This window comes from Streptomyces sp. NPDC030799 (genome assembly GCF_055572255.1).
The window spans coordinates 110,764-136,285 of sequence record NZ_JBVIDS010000011.1 but is presented as its reverse complement, the minus strand read 5'-3'; the positions used below and the strand labels follow the sequence as shown (position 1 = coordinate 136,285).

At 73.0% G+C, this 25,522-nt stretch carries 20 protein-coding genes and 2 pseudogenes; 11 read left to right on the top strand and 11 right to left on the bottom strand.

Going from position 1 to position 25,522, the window contains the following annotated elements; genetic code table 11:
- Positions 1-56 precede the first annotated feature (56 nt).
- Positions 57-1,112 carry an ABC transporter substrate-binding protein gene (locus ACZ41I_RS26650; protein ID WP_468515209.1) on the top strand — a complete coding sequence of 352 codons (1,056 nt, stop codon included), beginning with the start codon at positions 57-59 and terminating at the stop codon, positions 1,110-1,112.
- Here ACZ41I_RS26650 and ACZ41I_RS26645 read toward each other — a convergent pair.
- The 4 genes from ACZ41I_RS26645 to ACZ41I_RS26630 all read right to left on the bottom strand — a co-directional run bounded on the left by ACZ41I_RS26645 (position 1,009) and on the right by ACZ41I_RS26630 (position 5,180).
- A complete protein-coding gene (locus tag ACZ41I_RS26645) occupies positions 1,009-2,163 on the bottom strand; it encodes a betaine/proline/choline family ABC transporter ATP-binding protein (protein WP_468318596.1) in 1,155 nt (384 codons plus the stop codon). The genes ACZ41I_RS26650 and ACZ41I_RS26645 overlap by 104 nt on opposite strands.
- Positions 2,164-2,311: 148 nt before the next feature.
- Entirely contained in the window at positions 2,312-2,953 is a 642-nt protein-coding gene (locus ACZ41I_RS26640; RefSeq protein WP_468318593.1) for a LutC/YkgG family protein, read from the bottom strand.
- Complete coding sequence (locus tag ACZ41I_RS26635; RefSeq protein ID WP_468515208.1) at positions 2,950-4,428, bottom strand: LutB/LldF family L-lactate oxidation iron-sulfur protein; 1,479 nt, start codon at positions 4,426-4,428, stop codon at positions 2,950-2,952. Before ACZ41I_RS26635 ends, ACZ41I_RS26640 begins: the two co-directional genes overlap by 4 nt.
- Positions 4,425-5,180, bottom strand: coding sequence for a (Fe-S)-binding protein (locus tag ACZ41I_RS26630; RefSeq protein WP_363219369.1), 756 nt, complete (start codon positions 5,178-5,180; stop codon positions 4,425-4,427). Before ACZ41I_RS26630 ends, ACZ41I_RS26635 begins: the two co-directional genes overlap by 4 nt.
- A 209-nt stretch (positions 5,181-5,389) precedes the next feature.
- On the opposite strand from ACZ41I_RS26630, the pseudogene ACZ41I_RS26625 reads away from it, so the two are divergent.
- The 4 genes and pseudogenes from ACZ41I_RS26625 to ACZ41I_RS26610 form a co-directional block, all read left to right on the top strand.
- Positions 5,390-5,880 (top strand): annotated as a pseudogene (locus ACZ41I_RS26625) (substrate-binding domain-containing protein); the annotation flags it as partial.
- A 125-nt stretch (positions 5,881-6,005) separates the two neighbouring features.
- Positions 6,006-7,307 (top strand): alpha/beta fold hydrolase, encoded by a 1,302-nt coding sequence (locus ACZ41I_RS26620; protein WP_363219371.1) that lies wholly within the window; start codon positions 6,006-6,008, stop codon positions 7,305-7,307.
- A gap of 191 nt (positions 7,308-7,498) precedes the next feature.
- Complete coding sequence (locus ACZ41I_RS26615; protein WP_399775021.1) at positions 7,499-8,242, top strand: PIG-L deacetylase family protein; 744 nt, start codon at positions 7,499-7,501, stop codon at positions 8,240-8,242.
- Positions 8,243-8,891: 649 nt separating this feature from the next.
- Entirely contained in the window at positions 8,892-9,755 is an 864-nt protein-coding gene (locus ACZ41I_RS26610) for a pentapeptide repeat-containing protein (protein WP_468515207.1), read from the top strand.
- On the opposite strand, the gene ACZ41I_RS26605 is transcribed toward ACZ41I_RS26610, so the two are convergent.
- Entirely contained in the window at positions 9,717-11,297 is a 1,581-nt protein-coding gene (locus tag ACZ41I_RS26605) for a cytochrome P450 (RefSeq protein WP_468515206.1), read from the bottom strand. The two genes, ACZ41I_RS26610 and ACZ41I_RS26605, sit on opposite strands and share 39 nt — an antisense overlap.
- Before the next feature lie 119 nt (positions 11,298-11,416).
- Between ACZ41I_RS26605 and ACZ41I_RS26600 the strand changes: the two genes are divergently transcribed.
- Together ACZ41I_RS26600 and ACZ41I_RS26595 are read left to right on the top strand one after the other, a co-directional pair.
- Positions 11,417-12,022 carry a TetR/AcrR family transcriptional regulator gene (locus ACZ41I_RS26600; RefSeq protein ID WP_399775027.1) on the top strand — a complete coding sequence of 202 codons (606 nt, stop codon included), beginning with the start codon at positions 11,417-11,419 and terminating at the stop codon, positions 12,020-12,022.
- 80 nt (positions 12,023-12,102) lie between these two features.
- A complete protein-coding gene (locus ACZ41I_RS26595; protein WP_399775029.1) occupies positions 12,103-12,843 on the top strand; it encodes a DUF2470 domain-containing protein in 741 nt (246 codons plus the stop codon).
- Between the two features lie 146 nt (positions 12,844-12,989).
- Here the strand turns inward: ACZ41I_RS26595 and ACZ41I_RS26590 are convergent, their stop codons facing one another.
- The 3 genes from ACZ41I_RS26590 to ACZ41I_RS26580 form a co-directional block, all read right to left on the bottom strand.
- The gene (locus ACZ41I_RS26590; protein ID WP_468318575.1) at positions 12,990-14,222 is read right to left on the bottom strand and encodes a lactonase family protein; all 1,233 of its coding nucleotides are present in this window, start codon (positions 14,220-14,222) and stop codon (positions 12,990-12,992) included.
- Between the two features lie 112 nt (positions 14,223-14,334).
- The gene (locus tag ACZ41I_RS26585; protein ID WP_468515205.1) at positions 14,335-15,420 is read right to left on the bottom strand and encodes a hypothetical protein; all 1,086 of its coding nucleotides are present in this window, start codon (positions 15,418-15,420) and stop codon (positions 14,335-14,337) included.
- A gap of 69 nt (positions 15,421-15,489) precedes the next feature.
- Positions 15,490-16,743, bottom strand: a complete 1,254-nt coding sequence (locus ACZ41I_RS26580) for an aromatic acid exporter family protein (protein WP_399775035.1) — start codon at positions 16,741-16,743, stop codon at positions 15,490-15,492.
- A gap of 154 nt (positions 16,744-16,897) precedes the next feature.
- On the opposite strand from ACZ41I_RS26580, the gene ACZ41I_RS26575 reads away from it, so the two are divergent.
- Together ACZ41I_RS26575 and ACZ41I_RS26570 are read left to right on the top strand one after the other, a co-directional pair.
- A complete protein-coding gene (locus ACZ41I_RS26575) occupies positions 16,898-17,506 on the top strand; it encodes a TIGR03086 family metal-binding protein (protein ID WP_363219584.1) in 609 nt (202 codons plus the stop codon).
- 434 nt (positions 17,507-17,940) lie between these two features.
- Positions 17,941-18,210: pseudogene (locus ACZ41I_RS26570) on the top strand (hypothetical protein); the annotation flags it as partial.
- Here the strand turns inward: ACZ41I_RS26570 and ACZ41I_RS26565 are convergent.
- Together ACZ41I_RS26565 and ACZ41I_RS26560 are read right to left on the bottom strand one after the other, a co-directional pair.
- Positions 18,201-18,695, bottom strand: coding sequence for an FBP domain-containing protein (locus ACZ41I_RS26565; protein WP_399775040.1), 495 nt, complete (start codon positions 18,693-18,695; stop codon positions 18,201-18,203). The pseudogene ACZ41I_RS26570 and the gene ACZ41I_RS26565 sit on opposite strands and share 10 nt — an antisense overlap.
- A 228-nt stretch (positions 18,696-18,923) precedes the next feature.
- On the bottom strand, positions 18,924-19,565 hold the full coding sequence (locus tag ACZ41I_RS26560; RefSeq protein ID WP_468515204.1) for a PAS domain S-box protein: 642 nt from the start codon (positions 19,563-19,565) through the stop codon (positions 18,924-18,926).
- A gap of 249 nt (positions 19,566-19,814) precedes the next feature.
- Here ACZ41I_RS26560 and ACZ41I_RS26555 point away from each other — a divergent pair, with 249 nt between their 5' ends.
- Positions 19,815-23,033, top strand: coding sequence for a cytochrome P450 (locus tag ACZ41I_RS26555; protein ID WP_468515203.1), 3,219 nt, complete (start codon positions 19,815-19,817; stop codon positions 23,031-23,033).
- Between the two features lie 142 nt (positions 23,034-23,175).
- Positions 23,176-24,468: an ROK family transcriptional regulator gene (locus tag ACZ41I_RS26550; protein ID WP_468515202.1), complete on the top strand. Its 1,293-nt coding sequence runs from the start codon at positions 23,176-23,178 to the stop codon at positions 24,466-24,468.
- Between the two features lie 233 nt (positions 24,469-24,701).
- Here the strand turns inward: ACZ41I_RS26550 and ACZ41I_RS26545 are convergent, their stop codons facing one another.
- A complete protein-coding gene (locus ACZ41I_RS26545; RefSeq protein ID WP_468515201.1) occupies positions 24,702-25,457 on the bottom strand; it encodes a metallophosphoesterase in 756 nt (251 codons plus the stop codon).
- Positions 25,458-25,522 lie beyond the last annotated feature (65 nt).

The following is a 25,522-nucleotide window of genomic DNA, read 5'->3' as shown; positions in this document are numbered from 1 at the left end:
CGGGCAGGAGCCGGCGGCGGCCGGCCGGCAGCGTCCCCGCAGGCCGCGAACAGCCCATGAGGAGAGCCCTCGCTGTGGTCTCCCTCCTCGCCCTCACCGCCTGCTCCACCGGCCCCTCCCTGGAGAACCGTGGTCGGGTCACCGTGCCGCCCGGGGACCGTCACCACCTGACCATCGGCTCGGCCGGCTTCACCGAGAGCGACCTGCTCGCCCAGATGTATGCGCAGTTGCTGAACCAGGCGGGGTACACGACCTCGATCCTCACGGTCGCCAACCGGGAGCTGTACGAACCGGCGCTGGAGTCCGGCCAGATCGACGTCGTACCCGAGTACGCGGCCACCTTCGCCGACTGGCTGAACGCCAAGACCCACGGCGCCGACGCGAAGCCGGTCGGCTCACCCGACCTCACCGCCACCATGAAGGCCCTGCACACGCTCGCCACGCCCCGCGGGCTCACCGTCCTCCCGCCCGGCCGGGCCGTCGACCAGAACGCCTTCGCGGTCAGCGCCGCCTACGCCCGCGAGCACCACCTCAAGACCCTCAGCGACCTCGGTGCCGCGAAGCTGAAGGTACGGCTCGCCGCCGGTGACGAATGCGTACAACGGCCGTACTGCGAGCCGGGGCTGAAGAAGGTGTACGGCATCGGCATCACCGGCGTCGATCCCAAGGGCGTCGGCACCACACAGGCCAAGCGGGCCGTGCAGGACGGCAGGGACCAGATGGTGCTGACCACCACCACGGACGCCACGCTGGACTCCTTCGGCCTGGTCCTGCTCGCCGACGACAGACATCTGCAGAACGCCGACTACGTGGTCCCGGTCGTCAACCGTTCCCGGGCAGGCAGCGACCGCGTGGCCAAGGCGCTCGGCAGGCTCAACGACGTTCTCACGACCAAGGACCTGGCACAGCTGAACCAGCAGGTCGACAGCCGGCGCCGGCTGCCCGCCGACGTCACCCGGACCTATCTCAAAGAAAAGGGCCTGCTCACACAGGCTGAAACAGCAGACGTCACGCGTCCGCCACCGAGTCGAACGGCACCTGCCCCCGCGTCACGCCGCGCGCATCCGCGTCCACCGAGCGGCGCAGCGCCTCGTGCAGCTTCGCCGGGGTGAGCACGCCGAGGAAGCGTGCGCCGTCCAGCACCGCGACCCACCCGGCGTCGTGCTGGAGCATCACCCCGAACGCCTGCTTCAGCGGCGCGCCCACCGGCACCCACGCGGTCATCCGATGGGCCAGATCCCCGACGCTGCCGCCCGCCGCCAGTTCCTCGATGCCGGCCCAGCCGTGCAGATCACCGTGCCCGTCGAGGACCACTGTCCACCGCGCGCCCTGGGCCCGCAGCCGCTCGACGGCTCGTTCGGCGGGCTCGTCCAGCCGGGCCACGGGCGGCTGTTCCAGGTCGTCCGGCTCGATCGCGGTGACCGACAGCCGCTTCAACCCCCGGTCCGCGCCCACAAAACCGGCGACGTACGCAGTCGCGGGCGCTCCGAGCACCGCGCCCGGCGTGTCGAACTGCTCGATGCGGCCCTGTCCGTAGACGGCGATGCGGTCGCCGAGCCGGACGGCCTCCTCGATGTCGTGCGTGACCAGCAGCACCGTCTTGCGCACGGCGGCCTGCATACGCAGGAACTCGTCCTGCAGCTGCTCCCGCACGACCGGGTCGACCGCACCGAACGGCTCGTCCATCAGCAGCACCGGCGGATCCGCCGCGAGCGCCCGCGCCACCCCCACCCGCTGCCGCTGCCCGCCGGACAACTGCTCCGGGTAGCGCCGACCGTACGTCTTCGGGTCCAGCCCCACCAGGTCCAGCAGTTCGGCGGCCCGCGCCCGTGCCTCCGCACGCTTCCAGCCGAGCAGCGCGGGCACGGTCGCGGTGTTGTCCAGGACGGTGCGGTGCGGGAAGAGGCCCACCTGCTGGATGACGTAGCCGATACGGCGGCGCAGCCGCACGGGGTCGACGCCGGCGATGTCCTCGCCGTCGACGAGGATCCGGCCGGAGGTCGGCTCGATGAGCCGGTTGACCATCATCATGGTCGTCGTCTTGCCGCAGCCCGACGGGCCGACGAGCGTGACCAGCTCTCCCTCGGCCACCTCGAAGGAGAGGTCGTCCACGGCCGTCGTACCGTCCGGATACCGCTTGGTGACATGCTCGAACCGGATCATTCCCTCACGCTAACGGCGCCCCTGCCGGCATGCTCTCCGACCGAGTGAAACGAATCAAACGACCGACCGAACGGCCGAAGGGATGACGGCGACCGCGTACCGCATCAGCGTGACCACCGCGCCCGGCCGCCGTCGGAGGGGCACCGGGTCAGCTCAGCAGGACCACGTCCAGCTTCCGCGGTCCGTGCACGCCCTCCACCCGGTCCAGCTCGATGTCGCTGGTCGCCGACGGACCGGAGATCCAGGTCAACGGTCGTGCGGGAGCGAGGCGTTCAAGAGCCTGGGGGACCGAGGAGACCACCTGGCCGGGTACGCGCACGACACAGATGTGGTGGTCCGGGATGAGCGAGATACGGCGCCGCCCCTGGTCGGGGGAGCCGTCCAGGACGATCGTGCCGGTCTCGGCGATCGCCAGGGCACACCCCGTCACCACGCTGTCCACCCGGTCCAGCCGCTGCGGCGTGTCCGCCGCCCGGTCGGGGATCCGGACCGGGTCCGCGGCGGCCATCCACTCCGGTGGCAGTCCGGGCGGCACCAGCACCTCCTGCGCGCCCTGCTCGGCCAGCAGCCGCATGATGAGCAGGGGCAGTTCCTCCGCGTCGGCGCGGTGCACGATCGCCCGGTAGTCCGCCAGGTTCTCGGCCAGCAACTCCACCGTCTGCTCCGTCGTGCGCTCCCCGTGCACGCGCAGATAGTCCCGGGGCACCGCTTCCCCGTACGGCCTCTCGTCCGGTGTCACATCGGCGAGTGCCCGCCGCACCCGGCCCAGGATCCTGTCCCTGCTGCTCACTTGGTGCCGTCCTCTCCGCCGCGCGTGCGCTGCCACCAGTCCCGGAACGGCTCCGCCGGCACGGCCGGCAGGTCCCGGGTGCCGCTCCACGCCTTCCCCGGGCCCGGCAGGGTACGAGGGTGCAGCCGGCGGGTGCGGGAGGCGAGCCGCTGACCGGCACGCAGGGCGCCGGGGTGGGCGAACGCCCAGCGTGCCGCGCGCATCGCCGCCCGCTCGGCCGCGTGCCCCTTGGCCGGTTTCAGCACCACCTTGTTGCCCTGCCGCACCGCCGGGCCGCCCGCCACGACCCGCTCGCGCAGATGCACCAGCACCTCGGGGATGTCGATGGCGACCGGGCACACCTCGTAGCAGGCCCCGCACAGACTCGACGCGTACGGCAGTGAAGCGTCGATCTCGCTTGTGGTGCCGCGGAGTTGGGGGCTGAGGATCGCGCCGATCGGGCCGGGATAGACCGAGCCGTAGGCGTGGCCGCCCGCCCGCTCGTACACCGGGCACACATTCAGGCAGGCCGAGCAGCGGATGCAGCGCAGAGCCTGGCGGCCCACCTGGTCGGCGAGGGCGTCGGTGCGGCCGTTGTCGAGCAGCACCAGGTGGAAGGTCCGTGGCCCGTCCTCGTCCGTCGTGCCGGTCCACATGCTCGTGTACGGGTTCATGCGCTCGGCGGTGGAGGAGCGGGGGAGGGTCTGCAGGAAGACCTCCAGGTCCCGCCAGGTGGGCACGATCTTCTCGATGCCGACGACCGAGATCAGCGTCTCCGGGAGGGTCAGACACATCCGGCCGTTGCCCTCGGACTCCACGACCACCAGGGTGCCGGTCTCGGCGACCATGAAGTTGGCGCCCGAGACACCGACCTTGGCCCGCAGGAACTTCTCCCGCAGATGCAGCCGGGCCGCCTCGGCGAGCTCTGCGGGAGTGTCGGTCAGCCCCTCGGGGGCCGGGCGGCCCCACGCGCCCATCTCGGAGCGGAAGATGTCCCGGATCTCCCCCCGGTTCCGGTGGATGGCCGGCACCAGGATGTGCGAGGGCCGGTCCTTGCCCAGCTGCACGATCAGCTCGGCCAGATCGGTCTCGTAGGCGCGGATGCCCTCTTCGAGAAGGGCCTCGTTGAGCCCGATCTCCTGGGTGGCCATCGACTTGACCTTGACGACCTCCGACTCTCCGGTCGCCTTCACCAGGTCCGCGACGATCCGGTTGGCCTCGTCGGCGTCCGCCGCCCAGTGGACCGTACCGCCCGCCGCGGTGACCGACTCCTCCAGCTGCTCCAGATAACGGTCGAGATGGCGCAGCGCGTGATCCTTGATCCGGCGGCCCGCCTCGCGCAGCGCCGCCCAGTCGTCCAACTCGGCGACCGCGCGGGTACGTTTGGCGCGGATGGTGTGCGTGGCGTGGCGCAGATTGCCGCGCAGGGTGGGGTTGTGGACGGCTTCGTGCGCGGCCTTCGGAAAGGCCGGCATGCCGACGAACGTTCCGCTCATGCCGCCGGTTCCTCCTCCGTGCTCGCCAGGATCTCCGCGATGTGCACCGGCCGCATGTCCGTCCGCAGCCGGCTCATCGTGCCGCCGATGTGCATCAGACACGAGTTGTCGGCCGCGCACAGCACCTGAGCGCCGGTCGACTCGGCGTTGCGCACCTTGTCCGCGCCCATCGCCGCCGACACCTCGGCGTTCTTCAGTGCGAAGGTCCCGCCGAAGCCGCAGCACTCCTCGGCACCGGGCAGCTCGACCAGTTCCAGCCCCTTGACGGCCTGGAGGAGCCGGTGCGGCCGGTCGCCCAGCCCCAGGCCGCGCAGCCCGTGGCAGGTCGGGTGATAGGTGACCGTGTGGGGGTAGTAGGCGCCCACATCCGTCACGCCCAGCACGTCCACCAGGAACTCCGTCAGCTCGTACGTCTTCGGCACCACCGGCGCCAGGGTCCGCGCGAGCCAGTCCCCGCGCCCCTCGGCCCTGGCCCGCTCGCCCATCCGGGGATACAGCTCCCGCACCATCGCCCCGCAGGACCCGGACGGGGTCACGATCGCCTCGTACTCGCGGAAGACATCGGAGAAGTGGCGGGCCAGCGGCTCGGCCTCGTGCCGGTAACCGGTGTTGTAGTGCGCCTGCCCGCAGCAGCTCTGGCCCATCGGGAAATCGACGTCGACGCCCAGCCGGGTCAGCAGTTTCACCACGGCGCGGCCGGTGTCCGGATAGAGCGTGTCGTTGACACAGGTCAGGAACAGGGCGACACGCATCACGGCTCCTCGGGGTCGGTCATCGGACGAGTGCAGGGTAGTGGGCGGACACCGCCGCGGAGGAGACGGCCTCGCCGGGGCAGACATCCTCACCGTGTGGCGAGCCGTGCCTCGGCCTCTCGCCACCGGGCAGCGTCGTCCTCCTTGCCAAGAACCGCCCGTGATGCTCAATCCTCCCTCCGCCGCACCAGTGCCGCCCTCGCCGCCGGTTGGACGTGGCGCGGGGTGCCGAGCGGGCGGCCCGCGAGGCGGGCTAGGGGGTGATGGTGTGCAACAGCGCGCGGAACGCCGCGGAGGAGGCCGAGTACCTGGCGCTCTTCGCCGAGCAGCGGGTGCGGGGCGTGCTGCTCACCCCGGCCGACGCCACCGGCCGCAACATCGAGACCTTCCGCCGGCACGACATCCCGTTCGTGCTGGTCGACCGGGTTGCCCAGGGCACCACCGAGTGCTCGGTGTCCGTGGACGACGTGGCCGGCGGCGCACTCGCGGTCCGGTATCCGGTGGACGCCGGGCACCGCTCCCTCGCCCATGTCAGCGGTCCGCCCGGGTTCCATCAGGCCTGGGACCGCCGTACCGGCGCCCTGATCGCCCTGGCGGAGGCCGGGCTCGGCCCCGACGTGCTGCGCGAGCTGCCCACCGAACGCCTCGACGTGGCCGCGGCCGGGACGCGGGCGCCCGTCTGCTGGGCCTCGCCGCACGCTGAGCCGTACGGCGGCCGTGAGCTGACCGGTAGTTCAGTAACAATCCATGATCCCGGGGGTCGGCGTGGGACCGGTCCTTGTGCTGAACTGGGATGCGTCCGTCCCATCCGTCCCGGGAGACCCGTTGAGCCTCAGCTACCGCCAGCCCGGCGTCGTCCTCACCGACCGCCGCTTCACCGTGCCCCTCGACCACGCCGAACCCGACGGCGAGACGATCGAGCTGTACGCCCGCGAGGCGGTCGCGAGCGACAAGGCCGGCCAGGAGCTGCCGTGGCTGCTGTACCTCCAGGGCGGCCCCGGCTTCGGAGCGAATCGTTTCGTCGGACGTCAGGCCTGGCTCGACCGAGCCCTGAAGGACTACCGCGTCCTCCTCCTCGACCAGCGCGGCACCGGCAGCTCCACACCCGCCACCCGGCAGACGCTCCCGCTGCGCGGCGGCCCCGCCGAGCAGGCCGACTACCTCACCCGGTTCCGCGCCGACTCCATCGTCCGGGACTGCGAGGCCATCCGCCCCGAGGTCACCGGCGGCGCCCCGTGGACGGTGCTCGGCCAGAGCTTCGGCGGCTTCTGCACGGTGTCGTACCTCTCCCTCGCCCCAGAGGGCCTCGCCACCGCCGTCATCACCGGCGGCCTGCCCTCCCTGCACGCCCACGCCGACGACGTCTACCGCGCGGCCTACCCGCGCATCGAACGCAAGGCCACCGCGCACTACGCCCGCTACCCGCAGGACGTGGAACGGGTCCGCCGGATCGCCGACCACCTCCTCACCCACGACGTGGTCCTCCCGAACGGGTACCGGTTCACCGTCGAGGCCTTCCAGTCCCTCGGCCTGATGCTCGGCACGAGCGACGGCAGCCACCGGCTGCACCACCTCCTGGAGCACGCCTTTGTGCGCACGCCCGGCGGCCCGGAGCTGTCGGACGCCTTCCAGGAGCAGGCCCAGGCCCTGCTGTCGTACGCCGCACACCCCCTCTACGCGCTCGTCCACGAGTCGATCTACGGCCAGGACACCCGCCCCACCGCCTGGGCCGCCGAGCGGGTCCGCGCCGAGTTCCCGCAGTTCGACGCGGCCAAGGCGCTCGCCGGCGACACACCGGTCCTCTTCACCGGCGAGACCATCCACCCCTGGATGTTCGAGACCGACCCGGCGCTGCGCCCGCTGCGCGAGACGGCCGACCTCCTCGCCGCCCGCACCGACTGGCAGCCGCTGTACGACCCCGCCCGCCTCGCCGCCAACGACGTCCCGGTCGCCGCCGCGATCTACCACGACGACATGTACGTCGACACCGCACACTCCCTCCAGACCGCCCGCGCCGTCCGCGGCCTGCGCACCTGGGTCACCGACGAGTACGAACACGACGGCCTGCGCGCGGGCGCACCGCGGGTGCTGGACCGGTTGCTGGCGCTGGCGCGCGACGAGGTGTGAAGCGCGGGGCATGGGCAGCGCCGCGAAGGGGCGGGGCCCGGTCTGATGTGGGGCTACCGCCATGTGGCTGATGTGGGGTTACCGCCATGTGGGCGCGACCGGCCACAGCGGCGCAGCAGACGCCCGACAGCCCATCGCGACACCTGCCCACCGCGGTCGGCTCTCCCGGCGGAGCGCATAGTCTGCGGTCCATGACCGAGGCGAAGAACACCCAACTCCAGCCCATGCCCGACGATTGGCAGCGCGCCCTGGCCGTGGTGGCCCACCCCGACGACCTCGAATACGGATGCTCCGCGGCCATCGCGGCCTGGACCGACGCCGGCCGAGAGGTCACCTATGTGCTGGCGACCCGTGGCGAGGCGGGCATAGACACCCTGCACCCCGCCACCTGCGGCCCGCTGCGCGAGCGCGAGCAGCGGGCCAGCGCCGGCGTCGTCGGCGTCACCACGGTGGAGTTCCTCGGCCACCGGGACGGAGTGATCGAGTACGGCCCCGCGCTGCGCCGGGACATCGCCGCCGCCATCCGCCGCCACCGCCCCGAACTCGTCCTCACCCTCAACCACCGCGACACCTGGGGCGGTTCCGCCTGGAACACCCCCGACCACGTGGCCGTCGGCCGGGCCACCCTGGACGCCGTCGCGGACGCGGGCAACCGCTGGATCTTCCCGGAACTCACCGAGCAGGGCCTCGAACCCTTCAACGGCGTCCGCTGGATCGCCATCGCCGGCTCCAGCAGCCCCACCCACGCCGTCGACGCCACACCCGGCCTGGAGCGGGCGGTGGCTTCACTGCTCGAACACCGCACCTACATCGAGGCGTTGACCGACCAGGACCCCGAGACCTACGTCCGCGACTTCCTCACCACACAGACCACTGCCCTCGCCGAACGCTTCGGCGGCACACCGGCGGTGGCCTTCGAGGTGTTCGACCACTGACCCGTCCCGGGGCCGCGCCGAGTCGAGCCTCCCCGCACGGCGGGCTCGATGCTGTGGGCGGACGAAAGGGCAGGCCCATGGGCCACTTTGTGGGGCAGATGGTCGTTCGCAGGCTCGACCGCGCGGACGCCGCACAGGCGAACGCCCCCGCACCGTCCGCGGTCCGGGCAGCGGCAGTTCCGCGAGGAGACCGACCGGCTGGAGCGCCTCGCCGAGCCGGCGCAACAGGTCGTCAGGTACCGGGCACCGGGGCGGCGAACCGGCCCGTGCTGCACGGCTTCAGCACGGCCCGCGTGGCACGCCCCGCCGACCGGCGGTCCGGACTGGAGGTCCCCGGCACCTGCCGGCCGTGCGTCGGTGCCGTTGAGCACCTGCCCGCCGCTGCGGGGACTTCCCGCGTGCCGGGGCCCCGGCCGGTGCTCGCCGGCTTCGGGTCCATGGCGAGTGGTGCACGCCGGGGTCCCGGCCGTCCCCGTGCCGGTCACGGCGGACCAGCCGTCCAGCACCGTCGCCGCGCCCGCCGCGGCGCAGGTGGCCGGAGAGGACGGCGCCGACCGGGGCAGGGACGGCCGCCGAGCCGCTCGCACAGCCCTGACCTGCGTGATCCCGCAGGATCAGGGAGGGTGGCTGCCCCGGTAGGCTGTCCCTCATGCCAGACCAGATAGCGGGCCTTCCGGAGCTGCGCGGGGACTGCGCGCGCTGCTTCGGGCTGTGCTGCGTCGCCCTGCCCTTCGCCGCGTCCGCCGACTTCGCGCTGGACAAGCCCGCCGGGAAGCCGTGCCCGAACCTCCAGGGCGACCACCGCTGCGGCATCCATGCCGACCTGCGGAAGAAGGGGTTCACCGGCTGCACGGTCTACGACTGCTTCGGCGCCGGACAGAAGGTCTCGCAGGTCACCTTCGGCGGCCGGGACTGGCGTACCGGCTCCAAGGAGCACGCCCGCGAGATGTTCGACGTGTTCCCGGTCGTACGGCAGCTGCACGAGCTGCTGTGGTACCTGACCGAGGCGCTCGGCCTGCCCGCCGCCCGCCCGGTCCATCCGGAGCTGCGCGGGGCGCTGGAGGAGACCGAGCGGCTGACCCGGCTGACTCCGGAGGAACTGGCCGCGCTGGACGTGGCCGCACACCGCCAGCAGGTCAACGTGCTGCTCCTGCGCACCAGCGAGCTGGCCCGGGCCCAAGTCGCCGACGCGAAGAGCGGCAAGAAGGGCAAGGGGAACGGGAAGGGCAAGGATCGCCGGGGCGCGGACCTCATCGGGGCCCGGCTCCGGGGCGCCGACCTGCGCGGTGCCAGCCTGCGCGGCGCTTACCTCATCGCCGCCGACCTCACCGGCGCCGATCTGCGCGACACGGACATGATCGGCGCGGATCTCCGGGACGCCGACCTGTCCGACGCGGATCTCACCGGCGCGTTCTTCCTGACTCAGCCGCAGCTCAACGCGGCCCGCGGGAACACCGGCACCCGTCTGCCGGCGTCAGTCACCCGGCCCGCGCACTGGACAACGGGGCGCTGACGGGTTCGTCGTGGCCGGTCGCGCCCCCGCGGCAGTGGCCGCATTTCCCACACCGCCCCGCGCTTCTTCGGGGCACTGCTCCCCAGCGCCGCCCAGCGGCACCGCTCGCCGTCGCTCCAGCCCCAGCCGCAGCCCCTCCGGCATCACCGTCAGGCGTTCGGTGACGGTCAGCCGGTAGGCGGGGTCGACCGACAGGTCGTAGCGGCGCAGCAGCAGGCCGAGGACCAGGGTCGCCTCGTGCAGGGCGAACTGGCGGCCGATGCAGGCCCGCGCGCCGGTGCCGAAGGGCTTGAAGGTGTGCGGGGGACGGGACCGTACGGCCGCCGCTTCGAAGCGGTCCGGGTCGAAGCGTTCGGCGTCCTCGCCCCACACCTCCGGGTCGCGGTGCAGCATCGGGGTGAGGACGAGCGCCCAGGCACCCCGGAGCATCGGGTGCTCGTCGGCGAGGACCGTGTCCCGGCGGGCTTCACGGGCGAAGGCCGGCGCGGTCGGCCACAGCCGCAGCGACTCGTCCAGCACCCGGCGGACGTAACGCAGCTTGGCGATCCGGTCGTAGGCGGGCTCCTCGGTGTCGCCCCAGACGCGGTCCACCTCGGCGCGGGCCCGGGCGGCGACCTCGGGGTGCCGGGCGAGGTAGTACAGGGCGAAGGAGAGCGCGCCCGAGGTGGTCTCGTGGCCCGCGACCAGGAACGTGATCACCTGCTTGCGGACGTTCTCCGCCGACAGCCTCTCGCCGGTCTGCGGGTGTGCCGTCTCCAGCATCCGGTCCAGCAGGTCACCGTCTGCGCGTCCGGAGCGACGACGCGCCGCGACCAGGTCGTCGACCGTGCGGTTGAGGTAGGCCATGTCGGCGGCGTTGCGCCGGGCGGCGGCGCGCAGCAGCAGCGGGGCCAGCGGCGTGGGCACGCTGTTCAGACGCTGGGCGTAGGTGAGGGTGCCGACCATCGCGGTGACGAAGGGGTGCGGCCGGGCCCGTTCGAAGGAGCCGAAGTCATGCCCGAAGCCGGTGCGTGCGATGGTCTCCAGGGTCAGTTTGGTCATGTCGCCGGGCACGTCCACCGTACGGCCGGCCGCCGCCTCGCGGTCCCAGTGGCCGGTCAGGCGCTGTGCGACCGCCAGCATCATGCCGTGATACCCCTCCATGGCCTCCCGGCTGAACCCGGGCGCCAGGACGTCGTGCGCCAGCTGCCAGTTGGACTCGTGGTTGTAGGCGGTGAACAGGCCGTCCCCGGCGAGGGGCCGGAGATTGGCCACCCCCAGCCCGACGTGCTTGGCGAACCGGGACTCGTCGGCCAGGTCGGCGGCCGGCCGCGAGCCCCACACGAACACGAACTCCTTGCCGAAGGCCCGCCGCCGGAAGATGGGCCCCAGCTCGCGCGCGAAGCGCATGGAGTCCTGCACCGGCCTGCGCCGGTCGGCGCCCAGCACATCGCCGAGCAGTGGCACCCGGCGTGGCGGATGCGGAATGCGGTGCAGTTCGGGCCAGCCCTGTTCGGCGCTCCGGAAGCCCCTCGGCAGTCCCGTCTCCGTCGTCTCCGCCATGACGCCGATCTCCCTTGATCCAGCGGACGTTGATTCTGTGACACGCGTGTTGTACGTGGGTTCAATAACGCGTTTCAGTGTGGGCCGCTTGTTGAATCCGCGTCAAGTAAAGTGACGCCATGCCCGCGAACCAGGGGGAGCGTGCCCGGCGCCGACTCAGCACCGAGGAGCGTCGTGAGCAGCTGCTGTCGGTCGGCGCGAAGCTGTTCTCGGAGAGTCCGTACGACGACGTGTGGATCGAGCAGGTCGCCGAGATCGCCGGGGTTTCCCGCGGGCTGCTCTACCACTACTTCCCGACCAAGCGGGACTTCTTCGCGGCGGTCGTGGAGCGCGAGAGCGGGCGGATGCTGCGCATGACGGCGGCCGTGCCGGGTGTGCCGGTACGCGAGCAGCTCGCCGCCGGCCTCGACACCTACCTCACCTACGTCCAGGCACATGCGCACGGATTCCGTGCCTTCCACCGCGCGGACGCGGCCGGCGACCAGGCCGTACGCCGGGTGTACCAGCGGGCCCTGGCAGCTCAGGAGCAGCAGATCCTCGCCGCACTCGCCGCCGATCCCGAGTTCGGGCCCGTCTTCGAGAGTGCCCCGCAGGTGCGCCTGGCCGTGCGTGGCTGGCTCGCCTTCACCACGGCCGTGTGCCTGGAGTGGCTGCGCGACGGCGAGTTGACCCGTGAGCAGGTGCGCGACCTGTGCGCGCGGGCGCTGCTGGGTGTCATCGCCTGACTCCCTCTCGCCGAGGGCAGTGGTTGGCGCGCGCCTCGATCTTCGGTAAGTTAGGCAAGGCTTACCTAAGGAGGTCTGGGATGGGTGACACGCAGGACTGGACGGCCGCCCCCGGCGCGGCGGAACGGGCACGGTCGGTGCTGGCCGCCGCCTGGTCGTGCGCGGTGACCGCGGACGGCGCCCGCGAGGAGTACGTCGGCGCGCACACCGTGACCGACGACGGTGCCGTGCGGCTGACGGTGCCCGACGACAGTGCCCTGCTGACCGCGGCCATCTGCGCCCCGCGCCAGGAACCCTCCGCCGTGCTGGAGTTCGCCGACGTGGCGCCCGTACCGGTGCGGGGCCGGATCCGGGCCCGGCTGTACCTGGCCGGCTGGTTCGCCCCGGACCGCGGCACTTTGCTCTTCCGTCCCACGCGAGTGGTGCTGCGGCAGTCCTCCGGGGCCGTGGTGGTCGACCTCGACGAGTACGCCACCGCCCGGCCCGACCCGCTCGCCGGGGCCGAGGCCCGGCTCCTCACCCACCTCGCCGACGCCCACCCGGACGCGGTCGAGCGGCTGACCCGCCTCGTACGGCCGGAAAGCCTGCACGCCGCGACCCGCGTGCTGCCGCTCGCCGTCGACCGGCACGGACTGACCCTGCGCATCGAGCGCACCCGCACTCACGGCGACGTACGGCTGCCCTTCCACACGCCCGCCGACGACGTCGCCCAGCTCACCGAGCGCATGCACGCCCTGCTGGCCCAGGCTGCTGCCGCCGCCTGCCCCAGGGCGCGAGGGCCTGTCCGGCGGGTCACGCCGCAGGGAGGCGGCGGTGCCTGATCGGCCGGCCCGAGCGGGGTCGGGAGGCGTGCAGCCGCAAGGCGGAAGAGGGCGTCGACGCGATGGGGTGCCCGCGCGCGAGCAGAGCCGAACGTGGGGGAGTGCGTGCCGGACCCCCTTCTGCGGCATGATCCGCCGGACAGGCCCTACAGCGGCAGCGCGCAGACGGCGACGGGTGAGGCGAACGGCTCACCGGCCGACCGGAGTCCGCCGCCTTCCCGGTCCACGTGGAAGACGGTGACCGTACCCGAGCGCTGGTTCGCCGCGAACAGCAGCCCGCCGTCCGGCGAGAGGGCGATCTGCCGGGGGAAGTCCCCGCCCACCGGCACCGTACCGAGCAGCCGCAGCCGGCCGCCGTCGGCCTCGATCGCGTACCGGGCGAGGCTGTTGTGCCCTCGGTTCGCCAGGAACGCATACCTGCCGTCCGCCGTCACCACGAACTGGGCCGGGTAGTTGGTGCCGCCGTCCGAGCCCGTCGGCTGCGGCTCGCCGATCGTCAGCCGGCCGGACGCGGGGTCGTAGGGACAGACGGCGACCGTGTCGTCCACCTCGTTGGCCAGATAGGCGTACCGGCCGCCCGGATGGAAGGTCAGATGGCGCGGTCCGGCGCCGGGTCGCGTGTGCGCCTGCGCCACCTCCGTCAGGGTGCCCTTCGCCAGGTCGAGGCGGTAGCTGTAGACGGTGTCGGTGCCGAGGTCGACCGCGAGGACATGACCGCCGTCCGGGCTGGTGAGGAACTGGTGCGCGTGCGGCCCCTGCTGTCCCGGACCCGGTGGCGGAGCCGAGTGCGTGACCAGGTCGGTGCGCTCGCCGAGGGCGCCCGATGCGTCGACCGGATGCACGGCGACACTGCCCGAACCGTAGTTGGCGCTCAGCAGCCAGCGTCCGGAGGGATGCACCGACAGATGACAGGGGCCCGAGCCGCCCGTACTCCGGGCGCCGAGGATCCGCCGGTCCGCGAGGCGTACCGCCGTCACACCGCCGTCCTCCCGCTCGTCCACCGCGTACAGCGTGCGCCCGTCCGGGTGCACGGCGAGATACGACGGGTCGGGGACGCCGTTGAGCGTGCCGGAACCGGTGATCCGGCCGGTCGACGGGTCGTAGGCGGTCAGCGCGATGCCCGTGCCGCCGCCGTCGGCCGAGGTGTACGTGCCCACGTACAGCGGGCGCGGCCCGGACGGCCTGCGGGCAGGAGGGGCGGTCCCCGGCTCCTCCGCCGCTGCCGGGGGGCCGGCCGGCGGGGCCGCCGGGGACGGCACCGCGACGACAGCCGCCGCGCCCGCCGCGGCCCCGACGAACCGGCGCCGGCTCCAGCCGCCCCCGGACTCCCGCCCGCGCGGAGGAAATCCCCGTCGCGCCGCCCGCGCCTGCCTGCCCATGCCGCACCTCAGGTCGTCGGTTGCCCCGCTCGTGACAGCAACCTTGGCCCGAACCCGCCACCAACGGCAAGACGGGCAACAGGCGTTGCGCAGAGTGCAATGGACGGCCGGTTCACCACTCCCCGTTCTCGACCGGCTTGCCCGGCGGGTCCTTCAGCGGGGTGACCTGGCCCGCGGACGGCGGCTGCCAGGGATCCAGGTCGTCCCCCAGCCAGTCGCCGACCGGCTTGACCCCCTCCAGGGTGTCGGTGGGGGCGAGATCCTCGGCGTCGGCGTCGTAGTAGTCGTACCAGGGCAGTCCCGCGCGCGTGTACGCCGCCCGGTCCACAGGGGACGGCGGGGGTGCCTCGCCGGTGATGCGCCGCCACTCCGGCGGCGTGACCAGGTGCACGAACACCCGCCCGGCGGGTTCCTCGGACCAGTCCGACAGCGGCCGTTCGTCCTGGTAGACCTCCTGCCGCATCGAGCCGCCGACGCCGAGGCCCATGGCCGCGGCGCGCCGGGGTGCCGCACCGGCGGCCGGCGGCGGGGCCCCACCGGGCGCGGCCGGCATCGGCGGGGCGCCGCCCGGGGCGGACGCCATCATCGGCATCGTCGGCCCGCCCGCCGGCCCGGCGGACAGGGTCCTGCGGCGCGCCTCCTCCCGCTCCCGCTCGCGGCGCCGCCACTCGGCGAGCACCGGCTCCTTCAGCGGGAACGACTGCAGCTGCACCCCTCCCCACACCTCCTCGCCGGTGACCTGCCCCTCCACCGTCGCGCCGAGACCCAGCGGCACGGCGACGAACTGGCGGACGGTCCCCTTGCCGGAGTTGATGCCGTCCAGCCAGGGCTGGCGGGGCAGCACCACGTAGTTCTGCGGATCCCGGGCGAGACGGTCGCTCCAGGGCCGGCCGGACACCGCGCACACCTTGCCGACCCCGACCTGGAGCGCGGCCGGCTCCCTCGTGCCGGAGAAGCTCAGCCACATCGCCTCGCGCAGATACACCGGCAGCATCACTCCGCCGCGCGCCCGCCACTCGTCCGGGACGGTGTCGGCGTAGTCCGCGACCCGCCGGACCGGGAACTCGCCCAGGCCCGGCGGCAGCGGATGCGTGCCCGTCTCCGGCAGCCGCAGCGTGCGGACGAACCGCACCGCCACCCCGCCCGGCAGCCGCAGTGTGTTCCCGTCGATCCGCACCCCGGAACCGGAACCGGCCATCCGTCGCCCCCTTCGCCTCGCGCACCGGCCCGCCCGGCACTTCCCGCCGGGCCCCGCCCGGCGGCTTCCTCACGGATAACGTTCGCCGAACCCCGTACGGTTCCGCCACAGCTCCTCCTGCACCCCGAGCCGCTCGCGCAGCCGGGACATCCGCGGCAGCTTCGCCCGCTGCCCGCGGGAGACCCGGTCCAGCTCCTCGAACAGGCGCCGGGTGCGGTGCTCGGTGTTCAGCTCGTCGATGATCCGGGTCGTCTCGGTCAGCACGGCCCCGAGCAGCTGCCAGTTGGTCCAGTCCTTGCCGACCTCCTCCCGCAGCAGCTCGGCGAGCCGGTCCCGGGTGCCGGCCGCCATGTGCAGCTCGGCCGACAGACGGGCCTCCGCGGACTCGGCGTTCTCGCTGAGATGGGTGGTGACCAGGACCCCGAAGCTGACCACCGCGTCCGCGATCTCCGACAGCAGCTGCTCCACGGTCACCCCGACCCGGGGCGGGAAGAGGTCCTCGGCGCCGCGGGCCTTGGCCAGGTCGGTGAAGGACCGGGCCAGCACCCGCAGGACCACCGTGCAGATCTCGAGCGTGTCGAGGCCGGTGCGCAGCACCACCCGGTGCAGCAGCCCCTCCTTGACGCGCGGATTGAGCCGCAGGCTGTCCTCGGCCTGCCGCAGCGAGGCGTCCACGTGGGCGATGTGCTGGTCCAGCCGGCGCGCCTCGTGCAGCCGTTCGGCCGCCCGCTCCCAGGGGATCCGCCCGGCGGCCTCCTCACCCATCCGCAGCATCAGCTGCCGTATCCGGCGCGCCAGGTCCTCCATCGAGCGGCCCGCCTCGTCCACCCACACCGGGGGCGGGAGCAGCAGGTTGCAGGCCGTCCCGACGACCGCGCCGATCAGCGTCTCCACGATCCGCGCCCACGCGGTGAACCCGACGGTGGTCACGCCGAGCACCAGCATGGCGCTGATCGCCACCTCGGCCACGTACTCGTCGACCCGCACCAGGTGCCCGACCGCCAGCGAGGCCACGATCAGCAGCGCGAGGCTCCACCAGGTCAGCCCCACCAGCACGCTGAAGGCGATCGCGACCAGCACCCCTGCCACCACCGAGTTCACCCGCCGGATGCCGTTGGTGAGGGTGGCGTAGAAGGTCACCTGAACGACCAGCAGCGCGGTCAGCGGGGCGGTCAGCGGGGCCGGCTCGGGGCTGAGCCGCAGCGCGACGACGTAGGCGATCGTCGCCGCCGTCGCCGATCGGAGCGTCTGGACGACCACCGGCTGCCGGCGGCGCTCCAGCAGGCGCAGGAGTCCCGTGGTCCACTTGCGTACGTCGTGCATCCCTTGGCCTGTTCCCCTTCCGTGGCTGGGACGAACGTGCTTCGATCGCGGACTGTAGGTGTCCGCAAGGGTTCGTACAGTGAGTTCGGCGGTGAGAGGCCGCCGGACGGAGAAGCCGTCGAGAGGCCGTCGAGAGGCCACGGAAGGGGTCGGCATGGGGGAGCTCCGGGGTGCCTGGAAGCCCGCGGGCGTCGAACTGCTCCAGCAGGCGCACGCCTATCTGCGCGAGGTGGTCGCCGAGGTACCGGAGGAGGCCTGGGGCAGGCCGACGCCGTGCTCCGAGTGGACGGTGCGGCAGGTGCTGAACCACGCGCGGATCGACCAGCACGCGTACGGTCTTGCGCTGGTCGCCGAGCGGCCCGGCGAGGACTCGTTCCAGCCGGCCGACGCCCTCCACGGCGATCCGGTGGCCGAGCTGGACAAGGTCCTGGGTGCCGTGGCCGACGCCTATGCGCAGCTGCCCGCCGACGCCGAGTCCGTGCCGACGCCGCTGGGGCCGCTGCCCCTGCCGCTGGCCGCCGGTGCGGGTGCGCTGGACGCCGCCGTGCACGCCTGGGACATCGCCGTCGCCACGGGGCAGAACCGGCCGCTCGCACCAGCGCTGGCCGCGGGCCTGCGACCGGCCGCCGACCACCTGGTCCCACGGCTGCGCGACTACGGCGTCTTCGCACCGCCCCTCGCCTCCGACGGTCCCCAGGACGAGGCGGCGGCCCTGCTCGCCTTCCTCGGCCGCAACCCGCAGTGGACGCCCGAGGCTCCCTGACCACGCGGGCGTCGGGCAGCCCTGGGCGGCGACGGGGTGGGCCCGCGGCTGGGCAACCTCTGTGCCGGTCCGAGCGACGGCTGACGGTTCCTGATCGTGCGGGCCCTGGGGAGGCCTGTGGAGTGGGACCCTGGGCCGGGCGGGGTTGTTGCAAGCATCTGCTTCGACCGGGAGCGGGCGCCCCCAGTGTCCGGATGGAGTGGACCGCCGGGCGACCCCCGTGCCGGCGACGGGGCTGGCCGGAGCGGTGAAGTGGGGGGCAGTCGTACGCTTCCGACCGGCGCCGGGCCAGCAGCTCGGAGCCATGACACGACATCGGCGCACCGCCGTCCTGGCCCTGCTCACATGCCGCGCGACCGCCTCGGTACCGGCGCGGCGAGGTCGGTCGTCACCGCCCTTGACCGCGCCGCCCACCGGCTGCGGACCGTCGATGCGTGGGCCTGACCTTCGGCCGGGGCTCCTTCAACGCCACCGGCACGGACGGCACCGTCCACCGCTGCACCCTCGGTCCCGCGGCACCTGGGACCAACGAGGCGCTGGAGCGGGCCCGGCCGACCCGCAGCATCGGCACCGCCTGTCCCGACGGCCCCCGGGACATCGCACTCGCTCGCAGCCATGACGTGCTGATCCACCTTCACCGCGTCGCCGCAGTACTCCATGGAGCACCAGTCGCTGAAGAGGGGGTGCGGGGCTGTCAGGTGTAGAGCTTGTCGATGAACGCGGAGAGATTGCCCGTCATGCGGGTGATCTGCTCCTCCATCGTCAGGCTCTCCTCGAACCGGGCGCCGGACTCCGGCACCTTCCTGCCCCGCACATACAGGGAACACGCGAGGTCGGTGCACATGTACAGGCCGACCGAGTTGCCCTCGCGGCCCGCCGGTCCCGCTTTGCGTGCCGCCATCAGGGAGACTCCGCCACCGGGGTGCGTAGTGAGGCACACCGAGCACATGCTGCGGTGCAGGAACCCGCGTTGGGCTGCCTGGAAGCGGAAGGCGACACCGACGAGCCGGCCGTCCCGTTCGGTGACCAGATAGCTGCGGTCGGGCGCGCCCGGATCCCGCCAGCCGAGGAAGTCCAGGTCGGGCCAAGGGCGTTCACCGAGATCCCGGGGAACCGACAGCCGCTTGGCCTCCCCCTTGGAGCAGTTGACAAAGGAGTTGCGGATGTCCTGCTCGGTGAGCGATCTCATGGGGGAGGCCTTTCGTGTTCATCGCCGTAACCTAGGGGGTCTAGGTTCGCGGCTAGTGTAGGAAGCCAAGGGGAAGGTGTGCCAATGGATTTCGAGCAGGGACTGGCCCGCTTCGGCGCCCCCGAGAGCGCAGGAACGGTCCGCCCCACCTCACCCCCATCCGCCCCACCCCTATCCGACCAGGCCCGAAGTCTTCGTGGCGGACTGTCCCGAGGCGGTCGGTGTGCCTCACTCCGTGTCCGTCGGTCTGGGTTCCGGTGGCCATGCACCGGGCGTGAGGACCCCCAACGCGTAGGCGCGGGCGACCAGTTCGGTGCGGTTGGCGGCGTTCCAGCGGGCCGAGAGGCGGCGTAGGTGGTACGTGACGCCGTCCTTGCTGAGGCCCAGTTCGCGGGCGGCGCCGGCCGTGGTGGCGCCGCCCGCCAGCAGCGCCAGCACCCGGCCCTCCATCGGCGTGACCCGCGCCGGCTCCGGCTCGGCCGGTGCGCACTCGCCCCGCACCCGCAGCATCACCAGCAGGGTTGGTGTCTCGTCCACGCTGTCGCTGACCGGGTCCGCCGTCAGCTCCCCGAACCGCTCGGCCCCGCCGGACGCCCGCCAGCGCACCGACACCTGGTAGCGCGAGCGGTGCCGCAGCCGTAGCGCCTCCGCGATCCGCTCCACCTGCGTGGCCTCCTGCGGCCGGAACAGTTCCAGCACGTCTTGGCCCCGCAACCGCCCCGGCGTCGTACCGCACTCCGCCGCCATCGCGGGGTTGGCCAGCATCACCTGGCCGTACACATCGCACACCGCGACCGGCACCGCCAGCCGGTCGAAGAGCGTCAGCGCGCGGTTGCGCCACACGACCCCGTCGGCCCGCCCCGCATCCACACCTACCTCCCGATGTGCCGAGCCAGCCCCCTCATCCAAGACGCAGGGCCAGGTCAGCGGCAAATCAGTGGCCCGCCGGCGCGTGTCGTCGAGCTCCTGGTCCGACGTCGGCGCAAGCCCCGTGACCGATTTTTGACTGCGCGATCGTGTAGTGCGGTGGCACGTGCACACCGCGCCGCTCGACCACCCTGGAACGCAGTACTCGGTTACCGCGAGTACCCCGTTACCGCGAAAGGCAGTTGTCGCGCCATGCCCCCCACCGCAGTGCACCCCGACCCGGCCGGTACCCTGCCCGGCGTCCCCATCGCCGACATCACCGCCACCGGTCCCGGCCGCACCCCCCTGCAGCAGGTCATGGGCCTGATGCGTACCCACGGCCCGGTGCTGGTGCGCCGACTGCACGGCCGGGACGTGCTGTTCGTCGCCGACGCCGACCTGGTCGCGGACCTCGCCGACGAGGAGCGGTTCGCCAAGCACGTCGGGCCCGCGCTGGAGAACGTGCGTGAATTCACCGCCGACGGCCTGTTCACGGCGTACAACGACGAGCCCAACTGGGCCAAGGCGCACGACATCCTGATGCCCGCCTTCGCGCTCGGCTCGATGCGCACCTACCACCCGGTCATGCTCAAGGTGGCCCGCCGGCTCATCGGCTCCTGGGACCGCGCGGCGCGCGACGGGCGCCCCGTCGACGTGCCCGACGACATGACCCGCATGACCCTCGACACCATCGGGCTCGCCGGGTTCGGCTATGACTTCCGCTCCTTCGAACGCAGCGAACCGCACCCCTTCGTGGAGTCGATGGTCCGCTGCCTGGAGTGGAGCATGAACCAGCTGGGCCGCACGCCGGGCCAGGACCACTCCGCGGCCGACGCGGCCTTCCGGGCGGACGCCGGCTACCTCGCCCAGGTCGTGGACGACGTCATCGCCGCCCGCACCGGCACCGACCAGAGCGGCGCCGAGGACCTGCTCGGGCTGATGCTCAGCGTCCCGCACCCCGCCGACGGCACCACCCTGGACGCCGCCAACATCCGCAACCAGGTCATCACCTTCCTGATCGCCGGCCACGAGACGACCTCCGGCGCGATGTCCTTCGCCCTGTACTACCTCGCCAAGCACCCCGCCGTGCTCCGGCTGGTGCAGCGTGAGGCCGACGCGCTGTGGGGCGACTCGGCCGACCCCGAGCCGTCGTACGACGACATCGGCCGGCTCACCTACACCCGTCAGGTCCTCAACGAGGCGCTCAGGCTGTGGCCGACGGCCGCCGCGTTCAGCCGGCACGCCCGCGAGGACACCGTCCTCGGCGGCCGGATCCCGCTCGCCGCCGGCCAGGCCGTCACCGTGCTCACCCCGATGCTGCACCGGCAGCCCGTGTGGGGCGACAACCCGGAGCTGTTCGACCCCGAGCGGTTCACCGCGGAGGCCGAAGCCGCCCGCCCGGTGCACGCCTTCAAGCCCTTCGGCACCGGCGAACGCGCCTGCATCGGGCGGCAGTTCGCGCTGCACGAGGCGACCATGCTGCTCGCCATGCTGGTGCACCGCTACCGGCTGCACGACCACGCCGGCTACCGGCTCACCGTCAAGGAGACCCTCACCCTCAAGCCCGACGGGTTCACCCTCACGCTCACCCCGCGCACCCCCGCCGACCGCGTCCACGCCCCGCTGCCCGGCACCCTCCCCGCGCAGGCCGACCGGACGGCCGCCCCGGACACGCTCCCGGCCCGGGTCCGTCCCGGCACGAGCGTCCTCTTCCTGCACGGCAGCAACTACGGCACCTGCCGCGCCTTCGCCGCCCAGCTCGCCGACGAGGCCGCCGCCGTGGGCTGCGCCACCGAGGTCGCCGCCCTGGACGCGTACGCGGACGGACTGCCCACCGACCGGGCCGTCGTCATCACCGCCGCCTCCTACAACGGCCGCCCCACCGACGACGCCGGCGCCTTCACCGCATGGCTCGACGGCACCCCCGACCTGGCCGGCGTCACCTACGCCGTCCTCGGCGTCGGCGACCGCAACTGGGCCGCCACCTACCAGCACGTCCCCACCCGCATCGACGCCCGCCTCGCCGAACTCGGCGCCACCCGCCTGACCGACCGCGCCGCGGCCGACGCCTCCGGCGATCTCACCGGCACCGTGCGGCAGTTCACGGCCCGGCTGCGCACCGCCCTCCTGACCGAGTACGGCGACCCGGACGCCGCGCACGGCACCGCGGCCGAGGAGCCCGCCCACGCCTACGAGGTGCGCACGCTGAGCGGCGGCCCGCTGGACGCCCTCGCCGAGCGGCACGAACTGGTCCCGATGACCGTGACCGAGGCGTACGACCTGACCGCGCCGGACCACCCGCGCACCAAGCGGTTCCTGCGCATCGCGCTGCCCGAGGGCGTCACCTACCGCACCGCCGACCATCTGACCGTACTGCCGGCCAACGCCCCGGACCTGGTGGACCGCGCCGTCGCCGCCTTCGGCCTCGACCCCGACGCCGTCCTGGACCTCCGCCCCACCCGCCCTCGGCACGACGGCCTCGCCGTGGACCGCCCGCTCACCGTCCGGCAACTCCTCACCCATCACGTCGAGTTGCAGGAGCGGCCGACCGCCCGGCAGGCGGCCCTGCTCGCCGAGGCCAACCCCTGCCCGCCCGAGCGCGCCGCCCTCGCCGCCCTGGCCGGTGACGATCCGCGCACGCTGGTGGAGCTGGCCGAGGACCACCCCGCCCTGCGCGGCGCGCTGGACTGGCCGCTCCTGCTCGACCTGCTGACCCCGCTGCGGCCCCGCCACTACTCGGTGTCCTCCTCGCCGGCCGTCGACGCCGGCCATGTGGACCTGATGGTCTCCGTGCTCGACGCCCCCGCCCTCCCCCGTGCTCGGCTGCGCTCGCGCGGGGGGAGCCCCATCGGCCGGGGCCGCTACCGGGGCACCGGCTCCGGCTACCTCGCCTCCGTCCGGCCGGGCGACACCGTGTACGCCCGCGTCCAGCCCTGCCGCGAGGCCTTCCGGATCGATGACTCGGCACCCGTGGTGATGGTCGCGGCCGGCACCGGACTCGCCCCGTTCCGCGGCGCCGTCGCCGACCGCACCGCGGCCCGCACCGCGGGCGCCGAACTCCCGCCCGCACTGCTGTACTTCGGCTGCGACGCCCCCGACGCCGACTTCCTGCACGCCGGGGAACTGCGGGACGCGGAGGCGGCAGGCGCGGTCTCGCTGCGCCCTGCCTTCAGCGCCGCCCCCGAGAACGGTGCCGCCTTCGTGCAGCACCGCATCGCCGCCGAGGCCGGGGAGATCTGGGAGCTGCTGAACGCCGGGGCCCGGGTGTACGTCTGCGGGGACGGTGCCCGGATGGCACCGGGCGTCCGCGAGGCGTTCGGCACGCTGTACCGGGAACACGCTCCCGGCACCGACTCGGCCGACGCCGGGCAGTGGCTCGACTCGTTGATCGCGGAGGGGCGTTACGTGGAGGACGTGTACGCGGCGGGCTGAGGCGACCGACCCGCAGTCCAACGGCGAGGCCCGCGGAGCGCTCCGCTTAGCTCAGATCATGAACTAAGGGTTGGGGAATAACGCATCCCGCCCGCCCGAAGGGGTATGTTGCAGGTCGGACGTGGTTCGTGAAGGGAGCCGCATGTCAGAGCGGAACGGGCGCACGGTACGCGACCTCAGGCGGGGCAACCGTACGGCCGTGCTGCAGAAGCTGTACTTCGACGGCCCCCTCAGCCGGTTCGAGCTGGGCCCGGCCACCGGCCTGAGCAGCGGCTCGGTCAGCAACGTGGTCGCCGACCTGATCGCGGACGGTCTGGTCGAGGAGGCCGGCAGCGTCGACTCCGACGGCGGCCGGCCTCGTACCCTGCTGCGCGTCGCCCCGGACAGCGGACAGATGATCGGCATCGACGTCGGCGAAACCCGTGTCCGCGTCGAGCTGTTCGATCTGACCCTGACCGAACTCGCCCGTGCCGAGCGCGGCTTGAGCCCACAGGGCTGCTACGACGTCGAGGTGATCGCCGGGCACATCCGCGACGGCATCGCCGAGGTCCTCGGCGCCGAACAGGCCGTGCCCGGGCGGCTGCTCGGTGTCGGCGTCGGCGTGCCCGGCATCGTCGAGCACACCCCGGACCAGGGCGCCGTCGTCCACGGCCAGACCATCGGCTGGGACGCGGCCCCGCTGGAGCGGCTGCTCCGCTCGGCCTCACAACTCCCGGACCGGGTCCCGTACTTCATCGACAACGGTGCGAAGACACTGGGGCAGGCCGAGATGTGGTTCGGCGCGGGACGCGGCGCCCGCAACGCCGTGGTCGTGCTCTTCGGCTCCGGCGTCGGCGCCTGCGTGGTCACCCCGGAGGTGGAGCACGGACGGGCCGTCGAATGGGGTCATCTGACGGTACGGGTGCGCGGACGCCGCTGCCGCTGCGGCGCGCCCGGCTGCCTGGAGGCCTACGCGGGCGCCGAGTCGCTGCTCGCCCGCTGGCGGGAAGGCGGCGGCCGGCCCCCCGAGGAAACCGACGAGGAGACCGCGCTCACCGCGATGCTCGCCGTCGCCTACCCGCCCGAGGGTACCGAGCCCGACCCGGTGGCGCTGGCCGTCCTGGAGGAGACCGCCGAGTACCTCGGCGCCGGCCTGTCCGACCTGATCAACCTGTTCCAGCCCGAACGGATCCTCATCGGCGGCTGGGCCGGGCTGCAGCTCGGCCCCCGCTTCCTGCCCGCCGTACGGCGCCATGCGATGACGCACGCGCTGCGCCATCCGGCCGCGAAGGTGACCATCGGCCTCGGGCGGCTCGGCCCCGACGCGGTCACCGTCGGTGCGGCGATCCTGCCGCTGGCCGAGTTCTTCGCGAGCGGCGGCCGACGCCCGGAACCGACCACCGAGACCCGGCTGCCGGCGTGGCGTGCGGCGCTCCGGGAGCGGACGCCGCGCTGACGGGTCCGGTGCCACCGGGGACCGGGCTCGCCAGGTGTCCGCGCCGCGTGCGGTCACCTGCCGGCGGTCGACGAACTCCCCGCGCCGGACGATCAGGAGACGTCGACGAGGTCGACTGCCGTCACGGGCTGCTGATCACGGTCGACCGCCTTGCCCGGCGCTCGCTCCTCGTCGCGTGCGGCGCAGCCCGCTGTCGATTTCGATGGCGGTTCTCCCGCGCCGCTGCGGCGTGCTCACCCGGGGATCTGACGGAAGTGCGTGGTCAACCGTCCTGTCTCGTCGAGGACATGGAAAGCGAGTGCGGGACGGTGGTCCAGGTGGACATGGTCCTGGGGGTGCGCACGCTGTTCCCACGGAAGACGGGTCGTGGAGACGACTCCGGGGGCCACCAGCAGCGGGCGCCCGGCGAAGACGGTCGCCGCGGCGGTGTGGGCATGGCCGCAGACGAACGCCGCGACATTGGGGTGGCGGTCGGCGAGCGCCGCGAGTCGCTCGGCACCGAACTGGCGGATGCCGTCGACGAACGGGACGTGCAACTGCGCCGGCGGGTGGTGGAATCCGATCAGCACGGGCGTCCGGTCGGACGTTCGGGCCAGGACGTCCCCGAGCCACGCCAGGGTCTCGTCCGAGAGGAAACCCTCGTCCTTGCCCGGCACCGACGAGTCGCACATCGCGATGACCACGTCGGCGCCGCGGTGCACCTGGTTGACCGGAGTCGTGGCACTCGCCTGCCCCAACAGGTGGGTGCGGAACGCATCACGCCGGTCGTGGTTGCCGGGACAGAGCAGCACCGGGTGCCGCGAGGAGAAGAGCCGCCGGGCCTGTTCGTACTCGGCAGGCAGACCGTGATCGGTGATGTCTCCGGTCACCAGGACCGCGTCCAGGTCGTACGGCAGCTCTTCCAGGTAGCGCATGACGGCGCGGGTGCGCTCGATGCTGCGCGGCTCACTGTCGATGTGGGTGTCGCTGAGATGGGCTGTCACGATCATCGCGGAACGTCCTGTCGCTGTCGGGCCGTTGATCACCTGGGCCGACGCTAGGCGGACACCGGACC

Bases quoted from the DNA above. Each gene is read 5' to 3' on its own strand.
- ACZ41I_RS26650 (WP_468515209.1), top strand. From the start codon at position 57: ATGAGGAGAGCCCTCGCTGTGGTCTCCCTCCTCGCCCTCACCGCCTGC.
- ACZ41I_RS26645 (WP_468318596.1), bottom strand. From the start codon at position 2,163: ATGATCCGGTTCGAGCATGTCACCAAGCGGTATCCGGACGGTACGACG.
- ACZ41I_RS26635 (WP_468515208.1), bottom strand. From the start codon at position 4,428: ATGAGCGGAACGTTCGTCGGCATGCCGGCCTTTCCGAAGGCCGCGCAC.
- ACZ41I_RS26630 (WP_363219369.1), bottom strand. From the start codon at position 5,180: ATGCGTGTCGCCCTGTTCCTGACCTGTGTCAACGACACGCTCTATCCG.
- ACZ41I_RS26615 (WP_399775021.1), top strand. From the start codon at position 7,499: ATGACCGAGGCGAAGAACACCCAACTCCAGCCCATGCCCGACGATTGG.
- ACZ41I_RS26610 (WP_468515207.1), top strand. From the start codon at position 8,892: ATGCCAGACCAGATAGCGGGCCTTCCGGAGCTGCGCGGGGACTGCGCG.
- ACZ41I_RS26605 (WP_468515206.1), bottom strand. From the start codon at position 11,297: ATGGCGGAGACGACGGAGACGGGACTGCCGAGGGGCTTCCGGAGCGCC.
- ACZ41I_RS26600 (WP_399775027.1), top strand. From the start codon at position 11,417: ATGCCCGCGAACCAGGGGGAGCGTGCCCGGCGCCGACTCAGCACCGAG.
- ACZ41I_RS26595 (WP_399775029.1), top strand. From the start codon at position 12,103: ATGGGTGACACGCAGGACTGGACGGCCGCCCCCGGCGCGGCGGAACGG.
- ACZ41I_RS26590 (WP_468318575.1), bottom strand. From the start codon at position 14,222: ATGGGCAGGCAGGCGCGGGCGGCGCGACGGGGATTTCCTCCGCGCGGG.
- ACZ41I_RS26585 (WP_468515205.1), bottom strand. From the start codon at position 15,420: ATGGCCGGTTCCGGTTCCGGGGTGCGGATCGACGGGAACACACTGCGG.
- ACZ41I_RS26580 (WP_399775035.1), bottom strand. From the start codon at position 16,743: ATGCACGACGTACGCAAGTGGACCACGGGACTCCTGCGCCTGCTGGAG.
- ACZ41I_RS26575 (WP_363219584.1), top strand. From the start codon at position 16,898: ATGGGGGAGCTCCGGGGTGCCTGGAAGCCCGCGGGCGTCGAACTGCTC.
- ACZ41I_RS26565 (WP_399775040.1), bottom strand. From the start codon at position 18,695: ATGAGATCGCTCACCGAGCAGGACATCCGCAACTCCTTTGTCAACTGC.
- ACZ41I_RS26555 (WP_468515203.1), top strand. From the start codon at position 19,815: ATGCCCCCCACCGCAGTGCACCCCGACCCGGCCGGTACCCTGCCCGGC.
- ACZ41I_RS26550 (WP_468515202.1), top strand. From the start codon at position 23,176: ATGTCAGAGCGGAACGGGCGCACGGTACGCGACCTCAGGCGGGGCAAC.
- ACZ41I_RS26545 (WP_468515201.1), bottom strand. From the start codon at position 25,457: ATGATCGTGACAGCCCATCTCAGCGACACCCACATCGACAGTGAGCCG.